The organism is Acinetobacter pittii ANC 4050 (assembly GCF_000399685.1).
Classification (GTDB): domain Bacteria; phylum Pseudomonadota; class Gammaproteobacteria; order Pseudomonadales; family Moraxellaceae; genus Acinetobacter; species Acinetobacter pittii_E.
The window spans coordinates 2,723,642-2,739,308 of record NZ_KB976987.1 but is presented as its reverse complement, the minus strand read 5'-3'; the positions used below and the strand labels follow the sequence as shown (position 1 = coordinate 2,739,308).

Below are 15,667 nucleotides of genomic sequence, written 5' to 3'. Positions count from 1 at the left end.
AGTGTAAGAAAAGTTTAAATTATCATAAGATGGGGTTTTAGATTTCACCTTTTTCAGATAATTCCATAAAACGTTGTTCAATAAGTGCTGCATTTTCTTGCAAAATTTCAATGAGCTTTTCAACATTTAAAAAATCAAAACGATTTTTAGAAGCAACTAGAGTCAAAGCTAAAGGCACTTCTTTGGTTGAAAATCTAACAGGAACGGCAAGGCCTGAAACATTCGGGTCAATCTCACCTTGTGAGAAATAGAACCCTTGTTTTTTAATTTTACGCATACGTTGAATAAAGCTTGGTTCATCTTCAGCAAAGCCTGATTGTTTTAATTCTTGCTGGTAACGATGGTAGTAGTCCTGCATTCGTTGTTTACTTAAATGCGAAACCATTGTTTTTGGAGATGATCCGACGTAAATCGGTCTTGGGCAACCTCGGCCATATGAAAGTAATTCAGTGTCTTTAAATATTTCATGATGTATGTCAATGCAATAGTCATCATTTAAATAAGTAAGCAAACAGCACAGTTCGGTACGTTCTACAATATTTCGCATAAACGGTGTGCTGATCTGAACCAGTGGGTCGGTTGTTCTAGAGATATAGTCAAGAACTGCAATTTTTGAGCCTAAGGTATAATCGCCAGAGGTCCCATTAATACGCTTTAATAGATCAGCCGATACTAGCTCTTTGAGGTAACGGTAACTCGTTGGTTTGGACAAGCCAAGTTCTTCGCAAATAATATCGACATTAATGATTGGACGCGAAACCGAAAATAGGTCCAGTACAGTTAAAATTTTGCCAAAACTTGAAATTGCCATAGTGTCTTGTTCGTATCCTTTAACAACGAGTCATCTTTGAGTTTTTATAACAGAAAAAAAGAAGATTTGTCTCAATTCTAAAATAAATGCTTGATGTGAGTATTTTACTCTGACAAAGAGAAAACTTCTCTGGGCTTATACATCATATACGATAATTAAAAAATATATCAAATTATCAAATAGAGATATTTTAGTTGACTAAATCACTTTATTTTGAAAAAATTGCCAAACAAAATATCTAATCGAGAAATTGGTCTGTTCTGGGCAGGTTTCTTGATACCTCTTCTTTCCAAAGCTTGGCCGTTTAAATAGCGCCCAAACTAAAATCATCTCGGCCAATCAGGCGAGATGTGGAAAAATCATTGTATTGAAGGATGCTCCTCATATCATTTGCTTTTAAGCAAATGGCAAAGTTGTGTTGTCTTTAGAAAGGCAATCAAACATTGAAGGGCATGCTCATCAGTTCAAATCTGTATTTGAGATGAGTTCATGTTATTAAAGCAAATACTGGCGTTCCGCCCGAGTAGGCTTGATCTGATCTTTGCCTTAAAAACATTTATTGCCGGAATGTTGGCACTATTTGTTTCTTTTGAATTAGATCTAATTAACCCGATGTGGTCGATTGGTACAGTCCTGATTATTGCCAATCCATATTCAGGAATGGTGTCCTCTAAATGTGTCTACCGAGTGGTAGGGACGATTGGTGGGGCTGTAATTGCCTTAACGTTAACGCCACATCTAATTAATACACCTTGGATATTTACCGTGGTGTTGTCGTTGTGGGTGGGATTCGCGCTTTATGTGTCGTTACTTGACCGTACTCCACGTAGTTATGCTTTTATGCTGGCGGGTTATTCGACAGCCATGATCGTCTTCAATGCAATTACCTATATTGATCAATACAATATATTTGATATTGCTTTAGCTCGGGTCATAGAAATCTCGATTGGGGTAATTTCAAGCGCCGTGGTGTCTGCCACGATTCTTCCAATGCATATTGGCTCGGCAATTAAACAGCGGGTGATCAAAACCCTCAAAGATACAGAAAATCTGTTTGCTAATTTATTCACTACAGATTCGCAGCAAAACAATACTCAGCTTCTGGCTGCCATCACTCGTGACACCACCGATATTCATGCCTTAGCAGTGCATTTGAGCTATGAAAAGGGCGAACTGCATGGTATGACCAAACCATTGCAAGAAATGCTTCATCAAATCTCAATGGTGGTGGCTAATCTGGTCGCTTTATCTGAGCGTATTAAGCAGCTTCAAGAACTTCAGTTTATCGAGACTCATGCAGAGAAATTGCAGCAGCTTTCAGCTCATGTTGTTCAGTTTTTAGAACAAAAAGATCTGATTGTTGATGAAAATATTTTGCAGTTGCCTGCTGAGTTTGAAAGCGATTTCACAAGTTTGATGGAGTCGGCTTCTACACATCAACAAGTTTTGGTTGCAGCTATGAAAATGGATGTGCGCCATTTCATTAGCAATGTGTTAGCCGTTAAAGTTTTGTGGCAGCGAATTCAGCAAGGTAATAAAGAAATTCCTGACAACATCACTCCAATGACCACCAAATATCCAAGTTTACACCGTGACCATGGTGTGGCGATACGCGGCGGTATTAGTGCAGTCCTTATTACTTTTATTGTGACTGGTGTTTGGATTGTGTCGGGGTGGAAAGCTGGATTTATGATGGCACAAATGGGTGCAGTAACGGCCTGTATTTTAACGGCCTTAGATAACCCCGTGCCAGTTTTGCGTATTTTTATCTGGGGCAGTATTGCTTCAGCAGTTTTAGTCTTCGTTTATGCATTTGGTATTTTCCCGCATGTCACCACATTTTGGGAACTTGGACTGGTTTTGTTGCCAATGTTCTTATTCGCAGTGTCGATGATGGCCAACCAAATGCTGATGCCGGTAGGTATGGTATTGGGTATTAATACTATGATGGGACTAAACTTGCACAATGCTTATAGCATGGATGCGGTTTCTTATCTTGATAGTTCATTCGCCATGATCTTAGGTGTTTTAGTGTCTTTGATTGTCATTGACGTTGTTCGTGCCATGTCACCAGACACGAGTGCAAGCCGTATTTTAGCGTTGCATTATCGTGCCATGCGACAAGCGATTTATCTACCGTATGGCCTAGATTTTAAAGTTCATCTACGCAGTATGCTGGATCGAATTGGGATTCTAAACAGCAAAATGGTGCAGTCCAACGAGATTAAAACCTCAATTCAACAAGCATTGATTGAGTCAAGTAGTATTGTCGATTTAAGCCGACTGCAAGAGTTAGCTAATCAGTTCCCTCAAACATCCGAACTCACTCAGCATATTGGTGATTTGCAACAAAATCTGGATGAGCTGTTTAGAGCGAAAGAAAATGACAGAAACGATACAACAGCTTTAGTAGAGAAAATCTACCGAGCGTTATTTGAATTAAAACAACTTGCTTCAAATGTTGAAGATATGACTATGCGACAAAGATTACTCATTTCACTGAACAATATTGCTTATAGCATGTGTCATGTTTCATCAGATCAAATGAGTGAAAACAGCACCCTGAGAGGAGCCCCAGCAAATGGGTGAGTTTAATATTTATGGTATTTATGTGCCTTCTTTGCTCGTTCAAGCACTCTTGGCATATATCTGTTTCCGTGGGTTAAGCCCTTTGACAAACAAGTTGATTGCAAAAGGCTGGATTGCTTTACCTAGTATTTTCAATTTGTGTTTTTACCTGTTACTGCTTTTGGTAATACATCAAATTTTTGTTGGGGTCGGTGCGTAGAGATGTTTGCGAAATTAAAGATTGAGTTAGGTGAGTGAAATGAATCAGGTGGATTTGAAAAAAGTCATCCGTCCAGTAATTTTGATTGTCGCATTAATGGTGGCGGTCTATACCATTGTGCATTTATGGAATTACTATAATGCGGCGCCGTGGACACGCGACGGTCGTGTTCGTGGTGATGTTATTCAAGTATCTTCGGATGTCGCAGGGCTTGTTACAGAAGTATTGGTTCAAGATAACCAGACTGTGAAAAAAGGTCAGGTGCTCTTTAAAATCGATGTTTCCCGCCGAGCTTTAGATGTAGAACAGGCAAAATCTGATTTAGCAAAAGCAAAAGCAGCCTTTGCCCAAGCGCAAGCTGGTTTAGCACAAGCAAAAGCGAACCTGATTAAATCTGATACGAATATTAAATTAGCCGAGAAAAACGCAAGCCGCTATTCAAATCTTATGGATGGCGCCATTTCTAAACAAGAACAAGATCAAGTTTTCGCAACACGTGATCAATCCCATGCTGAACATGAGCAACTCCAAGCTGCCATTCAGCAAGCAGAAGCAACTGTTAAACAACAACAGGCTCTCATTGAGGCGGCTACGAGTAATTTGCATTTGGCCGAGCTTAATATGCATCGTGCTGCGGTGATTGCCCCAGCTGATGGCACTTTATCTAACTTTGATATGCGCCCAGGTAACTATGTTCAGGTCGGACAGGCTGTTGCAGCCCTACTTGACCGTAAACAACTCTATGTGGTGGGTTATTTTGAAGAGACGAAATTAAACCGTATTCATGTTGGTGATCAGGCCAGTGTACAGTTAATGGGTGATAGCCAGAAAATTAAAGGCCATGTACAAGGTATTGCATCGGGTATTGAAGACCGTGAGCGCTCAAGCAGCTCTAAACTTCTTGCTAATGTAAACCCAACGTTTAGCTGGGTTCGTTTAGCGCAGCGTGTGCCTGTGAAAATCGTATTAGATGAAACACCGAAAAACCAGCTTGCTTTCGTCTCTGGACGTACGGCAACTGTACATATTATCGAGAAATAAAAAGAGAAGTAGAAAAGGAAGGCTTTAGCCTTCCTTTTTTTATTTTTACGGTGTTAAACCGACCGGATTTCGATACCAACTCTGGATGAGCAATGCTGCTGCAAAACTATCTGCCGAGAGTTTTTTGGCTCGACCTTGCTCTTGGTAGAAGCCTAGTTCTTCTCGTGCTTCACGTGTAGTTAAGCGCTCATCTACCATCAATGTTTCTATGTTGGTTTGATGGCGTAAACGTCTTGCAAATTTGCGGGCACGTGTAGAAAGCTCTGACTCGCTATCATCCATATTTAAAGGCAAACCCACCAAAAATAAATCAGGTTGCCATTCTTTCACGATTTTTAATAGCTGATCCCAGTTTGGAATACCATCTTTCATCACAAAAAGAGGGAGGGGATTGGCACTTTCAATTGAAGACTGGCCAATCGCCATTCCCATTTTTTGAGTACCAAAGTCAAAAGCCATAATCGATTTTGATGGTGTCTCGGTCATTAAGCGTGTCCGATTTCAGAAGCTAACCACGCACGATCTACACCGATTTTTTTATAAGCTGCATCCCAACGGTCATCGTAAGGCAGGTTAAAAATTAGGTCCATATCGGCATCACAAATGAGCCAGTCACCACGCGTAATCTCATCTTCTAACTGATTTTTGCTCCAACTCGCATAGCCTAAAGCAATCTGATATCGACCGACACCTTCATTATGGGCAATCGCATCCAGAATATCTTTACTGGTGGTAATACAAACATTTTCACCTACAGCAATAGATGAATGCCATGTTGGTTGTCCGGTATGAAGAACAAATCCAGCTTCGGGACGTAATGGGCCACCTTGTAAAACCGCATGTGGGTTTACATTGTCTGCTTCAATGTCGAGATCATTGAGTAATTCTTTAATTTGGATACCGGAAGGACGATTAATAATAATGCCTTGAGCACCTTCTTCATCATGACGGGCAAGATAAATTACAGTGTTTGCAAAAAAGTCATCTGCCATTTCTGGCGGGGCAATCAGACAACGGTGAGTCAGATATTGTTTGGTCACCTAAGCGGTTCTCCCTCAAAAAATGTCATTAGAGGGCCTCTCGACCCTTTTATCTATATAGGTTCTTTTTATCAACATACAAGAGTTAATCGGATTTCGCCAATCTTTTTCACTCATTTTCTTTATTAATTTGAAGAAGCCTGAAATTTAAGTTGGCGTAATTGTTTTGCATGTTGCAAGGTTGTTTCATTAATTTCAACACCGCCTGACATACGTGCTAACTCGAAAATGATTTGATTTTCGTCTAGTTCCACAATTGTACTGCTGGCTGGGTCAGTTTGTTGTTTCTTCACTAATAAATGCTGATCGGACTGTGCTGCAACTTGTGCTTGGTGCGTAATACATAAGAGCTGAACATGTTGGGCTAAATCAGCAAGTAAACGTCCCACAACTTCTGCGGTTCCACCACTAATCCCGACATCAATTTCATCAAACACCAACACTTCTGCTTCGGTTTTTTCGGCATTCATGACTTGCATAACTAATGCAATACGTGAAAGTTCACCACCTGAAGCGACACGTGCTAGTGGTTGTGGTGGAATACCTTTGTTGGCCGTAAATAGAAGTTGAATAAAACTTAAGCCTTCAGCGGTAGGTTGCTCTAATGGCTCAAACTTAAACTCGAAGTGTGCCTCCGGTAGTGCTAAAGGTTTAACCTGTTCAGTTAATTGTTTAGCAAGCGGAGCAGCAGCTTCACGACGAATATGGTCTAAATGCTGAGCTTTCTCTAAGAACTCTTCATGCGACTTTTCAACTTGTTCTGCTAATGTTTCTGGGTCTTCAAGCTGATGTAGTTGCTCAAGCTCACTCTGCCAAGCTTCATATTCTTCTTTGAGTGTTTCCGGTTGAGTGCGGTATTTACGAGCCAAACGATGGAAAACTTCAAGTTTAGAGTTAAGTTCTTCCATTCGTTCAGGGTCAAAGCTTTGACGATCAATAAATTGACGCAAGTTTGCTGTTGCATCATCTATTTCACTTTGAGCATTGAGTAAAGAATTATAAATCTCAGAAAGTTGTTCGCTACGCCCCGCGTGAGATTCTAGACGGCGAATGATTGATGACATTTCTTGAGTAATATTCTGCTCAGCTTCATCTAAAACATTTAAGCTATAGCTACAGTCTTGCATGATATGTTCATGATGACTTAGCCTATCAAACTCTTGCTCAATTTCTTTATAGTCGGTTTGAATGACCTCTTCGAGTTCTTCAATTTGATGTTCTAAAGTACCAATGCGTTGTAGACGAGTTGCTTGTGCATCTAGAGCCGCTTGGTGCAAACGAATGGTACGTTGCCATGTGCTATAGGCTTCACGTACATCATTCGCTTCAGCATAAAAATTGTTATAACGGTCTAACCAATGCTTTGGATAAGGCGGTTCAAGAAGCTGTTGCTGACTATGCTGACTATAGAGTTGAACCAGCAAACGTCCTAACTCTTTAAGTTCAGATAGGCTACTTGGACGTCCATTGACCCAAGCTTTACTGCGTCCAGTTGCAAAAATAACACGACGTAAATGAATTTCCCCAGAATCATCATCTAGCTCGTGGTCTTGGAGCCATTTTGCTTCAGGACTATTATTTTGATAGGTAAAAACAGCGGTAATATCCGCTTTGTCCGAACCATAACGGACATAATTTGTATCTGTACGTTCCCCGAGGCAGGCAGAGAGTGCATCCAGTAATAATGATTTTCCGGCACCTGTTTCGCCTGTTAGAACATTAAATCCTTGTTCTATATCAATAGCCAAATGATCAGCTAATGCAAAATTAATTAAAGTTAAATGTGTGAGCATAAACGCATCCAACGCGCCAAATTATGGGTTAAAGATAGAGAAGTTTTGAATTTGCTACAAGTGATCTATTATTCTAACTGAAATTATAGAACAGCAAGATTGCGGATATTTACAATGAAAAAAACATTAAGCTTACCGAAACCACCAATAGGGATGATGAACCGCCATAAAAAAAACAACCCTGCGGAAATGAATAAAATTTTAAATCAGCATTTTAATGCATTTAAACAAGCCGCAGCACAAGGGAATTATGCCAAAGCTTATCAACATGTTAAACAAGCTGTTAGCTTAGTTCCTAAGCATCCAGGTGCCTTGTCAGATTTAGCTTATACCGAATTACGCTTAGGCCGTTATAACGATGCCTATCAACATTATTTACAAGCGATTCAGGCCAGTGGAGCTAACGTAAATACAAACTTATATGATGGACTTACAGAAGTTTGCCACCATTTAAATAAAAAAGAAGAAACGATTAAATTTGGGCGCTTGGCAATTGCAACTAAAAAGGAATTAGCGAAGAGTGAACCTATTCTGTCTATTCCTGATCATGCACCACCTGAGTTCAGTACAAATCCTCAAGAGAATATTATTGCTTTTTCATTATTTGGAGCGAACCCTCGTTATTGTGAAACCTCTATTTTAAATACTCAGCTTGCCAAACAGATTTATCCAGAATGGACATGTCGATTTTATGTCGATGAAAGTGTGCCAGTACTCGTACAACAACGCTTAAAAGAGAAGGGCGCACAAGTCATCCAAGTTACAGATTCTCAGAAACAACTATCTGGCCTGTTTTGGCGCTTTTTGGTGATGGATGATCCGACAATTAAGTGCTTTTTGATACGTGATGCCGACTCTATTGTGTCGTATCGTGAAAAAGCGGCTGTAGATGCATGGCTCAAAAGTGATAAGTGGTTTCACTTAATGCGAGATAATTATTCTCATACTGAGTTAGTTTTGGCTGGAATGTGGGGCGGATGTACGGGGATTTTTCATAATATTGAAGCACATATCAGAGATTATGTTGCCACCGGACGTTATCTGGATAATCGGGTGATGGATCAGCATTATTTGCGTTACTGTATTTGGCCGACTTTAAAACAAAGTGTGCTGATACACGACAGTCAGCAATTTGATCCGGGGGCTATCGATTTTCCAGCTTATGATCTGGCGTTAATGCAAAACGACAGTGAAAGTTTTCATGTAGGGATGAATGACGGTTCACCGGTAATTGCTACAGCAGTTGCTCATCCAACCGCGCAAAGAGTGTGTTGGGTACTCCTAGATGAAAATCAGGTCGAAGTTTGCAGATACGATGCAATTGTGTCTACTAGTCGAAATATTGAGATTAACTTACCTCATGCTTTTGCCAAAAAAATTCAGGCAGAGCAGTGGAAATTACAAGTCTATCCGTATGAAAACTGATTGATTAGTTATTTAGGCACAATTAAACTACATTCATCATAATTTATATAAATACGGCATTATCTGGAGAGTGTGCATGAGTTCAACCCAATTTGATCATGTAACGGTCATCAAAAAATCAAACGTTTATTTTGGCGGAGCTTGTATTAGCCATACCGTGCAATTTGAAGATGGAACTAAAAAAACATTAGGTGTTATTTTGCCGACTGAGCAGGCTTTAACTTTTGAGACGCATGTTCCTGAGCGTATGGAAATTATTTCAGGCGAATGTCGCGTAACAATTGCGGACAGCACTGAAAGTGAGTTGTTCCGTGCAGGCCAATCATTTTATGTGCCTGGTAATAGTCTTTTTAAAATCGAAACTGATGAAGTCCTCGATTATGTGTGCCATTTAGAAGGCTAAGAAATTCCTATTCAAATCGGGTACACTATGCCCAAAGAAATCCTGTGAAGTTGGCTTTGCAGGATTTTTATTTTTTTGCTCAAACGTTGTTAGAGGTCATGCATGGCAAAACCGGAATATTATTATGGCGTTCATTCAGTGGAGTCATTGTTAGAACTTGAGCCGGAACGTGTGCTAACCCTGTTTACTTTAAAAGGACGGGATGACCAGCGTTTGCAAAAGATTTTGCAATTGGCAGAGCCTTTTGGAATCAGTGTACAAAAAGCAAGCCGTGATAGTCTCGAAAAGCTTGCAGGTCTACCATTTCATCAAGGTGTAGTTGCAGCAGTACGTCCGCATCCGACTTTAAATGAAAAAGATCTAGATCAGATTTTAGCTGAAACCCCAGATGCATTGTTATTGGCATTAGATCAGGTGACAGACCCGCATAACTTAGGGGCCTGCATTCGTACAGCCGCTGCAATGGGCGTGCAAGCAGTGATTGTGCCTCGTGATCGTTCGGCAAGCTTAACTCCCACAGCGCGTAAAGTTGCAGCGGGTGGAGCCGAAAAAGTTAAATTCATTCAAGTCACAAACTTGGCTCGTACATTAGCCCATCTCAAAGAAACGACTCATACGCGTGTGATTGGTACAATGCTTGATGAAAGTGCAATGCCAATTCAAAAATGTGATTTCGCGGGCCCAGTTGTGATTGTTATGGGAGCCGAAGATACAGGTTTGCGCCCAATTACACAGGCACAGTGTGACCATAAAGTTTATATTCCGATGTCTGGAAATTTACAAAGCCTCAATGTGAGCGTGGCAACGGGTATGGCACTTTATGAGGCTTGTCGTCAGCGTTCTGAGGTATAATCTAGCTGCCTTTCTAGTTTCTAAGCAGTCTTGATATGTCTCCCCGTAAGCAAGGTTATTTTTTTGTATTGGTGACCATGTGCATTTGGGGCGGGTTTACACTTTTTGCCCGTTTAAATGCACAGTGGCACATCAGTGCCTGGGACATTGCTGCACTGCGCTTTGCTATTGCTTTCCTAATTTTGATGCCTATTCTGATCTATAAGAAAGATCTCGCTTTTTTATGGAGTAAGCACGCCGTTATTTTGGCGCTCATTGGCGGGGTCATTTATTGTCTTACCGTCTACACAGCGTTTCTCTACGCGCCTGCTGCGCACGCTGCAATTTTTTTAAATGGTTGTATTCCTATTTGTACTGCAATTGCGGCATACATTTTATTTAGGCAACCATTTGATAAACATACATGGATTAGTCTAGCCATTATGATCACTGCCTTGGCTCTCATGAGTGTTTTAATGTTGCAAGGTAATGCTTCTGCTTTTGGCGTGGGGGATTTACTTCTTTTTATTAGTGCGATTTGGTGGGGCATTTTTACTGTATTACTTAAACAGTGGAAACTTTCCGCATGGCACTCTATGGCAAGTGTAGCGATTTGGTCTGCAATTATTTACTTACCCATCTATGCTTTATTTTTACCTAAACATTTCATGGAAGTCAGTCCTGTTCATCTAGCGATACAAGGCATTTTCCACGGTGTATTTGTCGTGATTATTGCGACATTAACCTATGTTGCAGCTATCCAAAGACTTGGTGCTTTCAAAACAGGAAGTATTGTTACTTTAGCACCGTTTATTGCTGCCATTTTAGCTGTCCCTTTACTTGGCGAGTCATTAAGCCCATCGATTGTTGTGGGCTTGGTCGGAATGGGAATTGGTGCCTTACAACCTTGGCGCTGGTTTCGACAAGATAGCTTGGCGCAAAAGATTCAGCAGCAAAATAAGCAAGATTAGTTTGTACGTTTCAAATAGCTTTGATGTAAAGGCTCTAATTGCTGATATAAATGCTCGAGTAGTCCGTCATTAAACACAATGTCATTGGCAAGTTCACGTTTGCGCTCACGTGGCATTTGTGCGGCAATAATTTTCTGAATTTGTTCTTGGTTTTGCCCATCGCGTTGGCTTGCACGCTGAATTTGAGTTTGTTCACTCGCATCAACTAATAAGGTGTGGTTAACCAGCTCATGCTGGTTGGTTTCAAAAAGTAGGGGTGAAACTAAAATCACATACGGGCTTTTAGGGTTTTGTAGCTGTTGAATAATAGATTGGCGAATGGCTGGATGTGTGATTTTCTCAAGGGTCTGTCTTGCTTCAGGATTTTGAAAAATATATTCACGTAGGGCACGGCGGTCTAGATTACCGTCGGATTGAAGCACCCAATCTCCAAAAGTTTGTTGAATTTGTTGAAGGGCAGGTTGGCCTTTTTCAACCACTTCGCGAGCAACGATGTCGGCATCGACGACTTGGATTCCTTGGGACTCAAACCATTGTGTTGCTGCAGATTTTCCACTGCCAATTCCACCTGTGATTCCCAGAATAAAAGCCATCTTAACCTCCCAAGTAAATTTTCATAATCTGGTCACCCCATAAAAAGGCAACCCAACCCGCAATGGCAATATAGGGCCCAAAAGCAAAGGGCTGATTATCATTGCGCAATTTTAGTAAAATGATGCCAATAATTGCACCTAGTAAAGATGACAATAGCACAATTAATGGCAGCATCAATGGCCCCATCCATGCGCCTAAGGCAGCAAGCAATTTAAAGTCGCCGTAGCCCATACCTTCTTTGCCTGTAATCACTTTAAATAAGTAATAAACAATCCAAAGGCATAAAAAACCGATTAAATATCCCCAAATAGCCGAGTTAGGCGAGGTATAAATATTAAAGGTGTTAATGCCTAAGCCGAGTGCAGCCAAAGGCAAGGTAAAACGGTCGGGGAGCAGTTGAGTATCGAAGTCTATAAAGGTGAGGGCAATCAGGACCCAAGTCAGGACTAATCCCCAAAGCATTTGTAGGGTTGGGCCAAACACCATGACGACTACCAATGAACATAGCATGGTGAGTAGTTCAACCGCTGGATAACGAATGCTAATAGGATGCTGGCAATGACCGCATTTCCCTCTTAACATCAACCAGCTTATGACAGGAATATTTTGATACCAACGGATAGGTTGATGGCACTCTGGACATGATGAAGCAGGTTTACTTAATGTTAGTTTTTCATGCTCAATAATGGGTTGCTCAGGATTAAGCAACATTTGACATTCTTGCTGCCAATCTTGTTCCATCATTTTTGGGGTGCGATAAATCACCACATTCAGGAAGCTACCAATACATAGGCTCACGAGTGCAACTGCAATATAGAGTGCAGATAAGTTTTGAATAAAATACGCAATGATGTCTTGCATTATACAACTGAGCCCATTTGGAAAATTGGAAGATACATAGCAATCACTAGACCGCCTACGAGCACCCCTAAAATTGCCATGATTAAAGGTTCCATCATAGAAGTTAAACCATCAACGGCATTATCCACTTCATTTTCATAGTAAGTGGCCACTTTATCGAGCATGCTGTCTAGTGCACCCGATTCTTCACCAATTGCGACCATTTGTATAGCCATCGATGGAAAACGATTTGAAACACGCATTGCAAATTGAAGTTGTTGGCCTGTGGCAACATCTTCACGAATTTTCATGACGGCTTGTTCATAAATAACATTGTTGGTAGCACCGGCAGTTGATTCAAGCGCATCAATGAGCGGGACACCTGCGGCAAACGTGGTGGCTAAAGTACGGCTATAGCGGGCAATAATCGCCTTATAAACCAGATCACCAAAGATAGGTAGTTTCAGGGTAAGTTTATCTAAGCCATCACGAAACTTTTTACTACGCTTTTTAGCTTCGAGAAATGCAGCAATAATTGCTCCAATCGCAATAATCATAATGAACCAGTATTCCTGCATCCATTTCGACATATTCACGACCATTTGGGTGAATGCAGGTAAATCTGCGCCAAAAGAAGAAAACAGATCTTGGAAGACGGGAACTACTTTAACCATCAAAATAATAGTAACAACCACAGCAACTACAATAACCGTTGCAGGATATTTCATAGCTTTTTTGATTTTCTGCTTAAGCAATTCACTTTTTTCTTTGTAAATTGCCACGCGGTCTAACATGGTTTCAAGTGCACCAGATTGTTCACCAGACTCTACAAGAGAACAAAACAAGTTATCGAAGTGTTGAGGATACTTTCTTAAAGCTGAAGCAAAGGTACTACCACCTTCAACTTCTCCTTTAATACCGAGTACTACCTCGCGCATAGCTGGGTTTTCTAGACCTTCCGCTACAATTTCAAAGCCTTGTACCAGTGGAACCCCGGCTTTCATCATTGTTGCAAGTTGACGGGTGAAAATCGTGATATCGAGTGTCGATACTTTCTTCTTGAATAAACCTTCAAGAATATTTTTACGCTTTTCCCGAATGTTACGGACAGTTACCCCCTGTTTGCGTAGGGTGACTTTGGCTAAGGCCATATTCTTAGCCGGAAGTTCTCCCTTAATTTTTACGCCCTTACGGTCAACCCCTTCATAAGCAAAAGTCGGCATCATTTGTGCCTTTTTGACAGTCATGAATTATCCTTATTTTTAAATTGTCTTTTATTCACTGGTCACGCGGTTGACTTCCTGTAAAGAAGTAACACCTTGCATGACTTTCTTTAATCCTGAACGACGCAGATTATTAAACCCCAGTTTTTCAGAAGCAGCAGCGATTTCTAAAGCATTGCCATCTTCCATAATAATCTTGGAAATTTCAGGTGTAACTTTCATTACCTCGTAAATACCTACTCGACCTTTATAGCCTTCACGACACTCAGTACAACCGACAGGCTGGAAAACTTGAAAATCGGGATGAGTCAGATCTTGTTCGGTAAAGCCCATTTCTAATAGGCTCTGTTTAGGAATGTCAGCAGGTATTTTACACTGTGGGCATAGCCGACGTGCTAAACGCTGTGCAATAACCAAGTTGACTGATGTTGCGATATTAAAGGATGGAACACCCATATTGCGTAGGCGAGTCAGGGTTTCTGGAGCACTATTGGTATGCAGTGTCGACATGACCATGTGACCAGTTTGTGCAGCCTTAATCGCAATTTCAGCCGTTTCTAAATCACGAATCTCGCCGACCATAATAATGTCAGGATCTTGACGTAAAAATGATTTAAGTGCAGCAGAAAAAGTCAGACCTACTTTCGGGTTGACGTTAACTTGATTAATTCCTTCAAGGTTAATTTCAACTGGATCTTCGGCAGTAGAAATATTCGAACTTTCAGTATTTAAAATATTTAAGCCCGTATATAAAGATACTGTTTTACCGGAACCTGTAGGGCCTGTAATTAAAAGCATGCCTTGTGGTTTATCCAGTGCTTCTAAAAAAAGGGCTTTCTGATCTTCTTCATATCCTAAAGCATCAATTCCGAGCATCGCGCTAGATGGATCGAGAATACGCAGAACCAGTTTTTCGCCAAACAAGGTTGGAAGTGAGTTCACACGAAAATCGATTGCTTTGGTTTTTGAGAGCTTAAGTTTGATACGACCATCTTGAGGCACCCGTTTTTCGGAAATGTCCATTTGAGACATGACTTTCAAACGTGAAGCTAAACGGTTAGCCAACTGTAAAGGCGGATTTGCAATCTGGCGCAATACACCATCGACTCGGTAACGAACCCGATATGATTTCTCATAGGGTTCAAAATGCAAGTCTGAAGCTCCCATACGAATCGCATCTATGAGTAATTTATTAATATATTTAACAATAGGTGCTTCATCGCCTTGAGATGTTTCTTCCTCCTCTTCTTGTGATGATGGAGCTTCAAGGTCTACATCAAGATCAAACTCTTCATCACTAAACTCGAAACTGCTTTCTTCGGTAAATTGCTGCGTCAGAATTTTCTCAAGCTTATGATGCTCGACAATAACTGGCTCAACCATCAGCTTGCTATTGAAGCGAATCGCATCAATTGCTTCAATGTTACTTGGATTGCTGGTCGCGACATATAAAATCTGCCCTCTTTGTATAAGAGGCAAGACCCGATGTTTTAAAATCAGTTTCTGGTCAACCAAATTTTTAGGAATTTGGCTGGTATCGTAAACATCCAGATCAAAATATGGTTCAGCAAATTCAATAGAAATAGTTTCAGCTAATAAAGAAGGGGAGAGATGAACCTCTTCAATCAGGTACGCAACCGTATCCCGTTTAGCTCTTTTTGCTGCATCTAACGCTGTTTGCATGGTCGCTGCCGACACATGTTTTTCTTCGACTAATCGTCGAAAAAACCCCGAAAATTTTGGAGATGTATGTATGACTGACATCTGCCTACCTATGCTCATATGTTTATAATTGGTATATAAAAAATTATACTTTTGTTATCTAAAATTACTACCTGAGAAAATGATGCTCTGGTCTTGGTCCATTCGCCAAAGCTTGAACTAGTCGAAGTTTTTATTCATTAATT

15 protein-coding genes and 1 pseudogene are annotated in these 15,667 nt (G+C 40.7%); 8 read left to right on the top strand and 8 right to left on the bottom strand.

Annotated features, from left to right (window positions below):
- Positions 1-37: 37 nt before the first annotated feature.
- Entirely contained in the window at positions 38-811 is a 774-nt protein-coding gene (locus F931_RS16605) for an IclR family transcriptional regulator (RefSeq protein WP_016142387.1), read from the bottom strand.
- Positions 812-1,178: 367 nt separating this feature from the next.
- Here F931_RS16605 and F931_RS22225 point away from each other — a divergent pair.
- The 4 genes and pseudogenes from F931_RS22225 to ydhJ all read left to right on the top strand — a co-directional run bounded on the left by F931_RS22225 (position 1,179) and on the right by ydhJ (position 4,640).
- Positions 1,179-1,310, top strand: a pseudogene (locus tag F931_RS22225) (hypothetical protein).
- The gene (locus F931_RS16600; RefSeq protein ID WP_016142386.1) at positions 1,301-3,400 is read left to right on the top strand and encodes an FUSC family protein; all 2,100 of its coding nucleotides are present in this window, start codon (positions 1,301-1,303) and stop codon (positions 3,398-3,400) included. The pseudogene F931_RS22225 and the gene F931_RS16600 overlap by 10 nt, the downstream one beginning before the upstream one ends.
- Positions 3,393-3,599 (top strand): DUF1656 domain-containing protein, encoded by a 207-nt coding sequence (locus F931_RS16595; protein WP_016142385.1) that lies wholly within the window; start codon positions 3,393-3,395, stop codon positions 3,597-3,599. Before F931_RS16600 ends, F931_RS16595 begins: the two co-directional genes overlap by 8 nt.
- 39 nt (positions 3,600-3,638) lie before the next feature.
- Entirely contained in the window at positions 3,639-4,640 is a 1,002-nt protein-coding gene (ydhJ, locus tag F931_RS16590) for an HlyD family secretion protein (RefSeq protein WP_016142384.1), read from the top strand.
- A gap of 45 nt (positions 4,641-4,685) precedes the next feature.
- On the opposite strand, the gene ruvX is transcribed toward ydhJ, so the two are convergent.
- From ruvX to recN, 3 genes are all read right to left on the bottom strand, one after another.
- Positions 4,686-5,126 (bottom strand): Holliday junction resolvase RuvX, encoded by a 441-nt coding sequence (ruvX, locus tag F931_RS16585; protein WP_016142383.1) that lies wholly within the window; start codon positions 5,124-5,126, stop codon positions 4,686-4,688.
- The gene (locus tag F931_RS16580; RefSeq protein ID WP_003654562.1) at positions 5,126-5,680 is read right to left on the bottom strand and encodes a YqgE/AlgH family protein; all 555 of its coding nucleotides are present in this window, start codon (positions 5,678-5,680) and stop codon (positions 5,126-5,128) included. The genes ruvX and F931_RS16580 overlap by 1 nt, the downstream gene beginning before the upstream one ends.
- A 125-nt stretch (positions 5,681-5,805) precedes the next feature.
- On the bottom strand, positions 5,806-7,473 hold the full coding sequence (recN, locus tag F931_RS16575) for a DNA repair protein RecN (protein WP_016142382.1): 1,668 nt from the start codon (positions 7,471-7,473) through the stop codon (positions 5,806-5,808).
- Positions 7,474-7,587: 114 nt separating this feature from the next.
- Between recN and F931_RS16570 the strand changes: the two genes are divergently transcribed.
- The 4 genes from F931_RS16570 (at position 7,588) to F931_RS16555 (ending at position 11,103) form a co-directional block, all read left to right on the top strand.
- Positions 7,588-8,898 (top strand): tetratricopeptide repeat protein, encoded by a 1,311-nt coding sequence (locus tag F931_RS16570; protein WP_016142381.1) that lies wholly within the window; start codon positions 7,588-7,590, stop codon positions 8,896-8,898.
- A gap of 76 nt (positions 8,899-8,974) precedes the next feature.
- Positions 8,975-9,301, top strand: a complete 327-nt coding sequence (locus tag F931_RS16565) for a pyrimidine/purine nucleoside phosphorylase (protein WP_004795031.1) — start codon at positions 8,975-8,977, stop codon at positions 9,299-9,301.
- Positions 9,302-9,403: 102 nt separating this feature from the next.
- Positions 9,404-10,153 carry a 23S rRNA (guanosine(2251)-2'-O)-methyltransferase RlmB gene (gene rlmB / locus F931_RS16560; RefSeq protein ID WP_016142380.1) on the top strand — a complete coding sequence of 250 codons (750 nt, stop codon included), beginning with the start codon at positions 9,404-9,406 and terminating at the stop codon, positions 10,151-10,153.
- A gap of 35 nt (positions 10,154-10,188) precedes the next feature.
- A complete protein-coding gene (locus tag F931_RS16555) occupies positions 10,189-11,103 on the top strand; it encodes a DMT family transporter (protein ID WP_016142379.1) in 915 nt (304 codons plus the stop codon).
- On the opposite strand, the gene coaE is transcribed toward F931_RS16555, so the two are convergent.
- Genes coaE through pilB form a run of 4 tightly spaced genes read right to left on the bottom strand, consistent with a single transcriptional unit; the run spans position 11,100 to position 15,524 of the window.
- Positions 11,100-11,696 (bottom strand): dephospho-CoA kinase, encoded by a 597-nt coding sequence (coaE, locus tag F931_RS16550; RefSeq protein ID WP_016142378.1) that lies wholly within the window; start codon positions 11,694-11,696, stop codon positions 11,100-11,102. The two genes, F931_RS16555 and coaE, sit on opposite strands and share 4 nt — an antisense overlap.
- A 1-nt stretch (position 11,697) precedes the next feature.
- Positions 11,698-12,558: a prepilin peptidase gene (locus tag F931_RS22665; RefSeq protein ID WP_016142377.1), complete on the bottom strand. Its 861-nt coding sequence runs from the start codon at positions 12,556-12,558 to the stop codon at positions 11,698-11,700.
- Positions 12,558-13,784 carry a type II secretion system F family protein gene (gene pilC, locus F931_RS16540; protein WP_016142376.1) on the bottom strand — a complete coding sequence of 409 codons (1,227 nt, stop codon included), beginning with the start codon at positions 13,782-13,784 and terminating at the stop codon, positions 12,558-12,560. Before pilC ends, F931_RS22665 begins: the two co-directional genes overlap by 1 nt.
- Before the next feature lie 27 nt (positions 13,785-13,811).
- On the bottom strand, positions 13,812-15,524 hold the full coding sequence (gene pilB / locus F931_RS16535; protein ID WP_016142375.1) for a type IV-A pilus assembly ATPase PilB: 1,713 nt from the start codon (positions 15,522-15,524) through the stop codon (positions 13,812-13,814).
- Between the last annotated feature and the right edge of the window lie 143 nt (positions 15,525-15,667).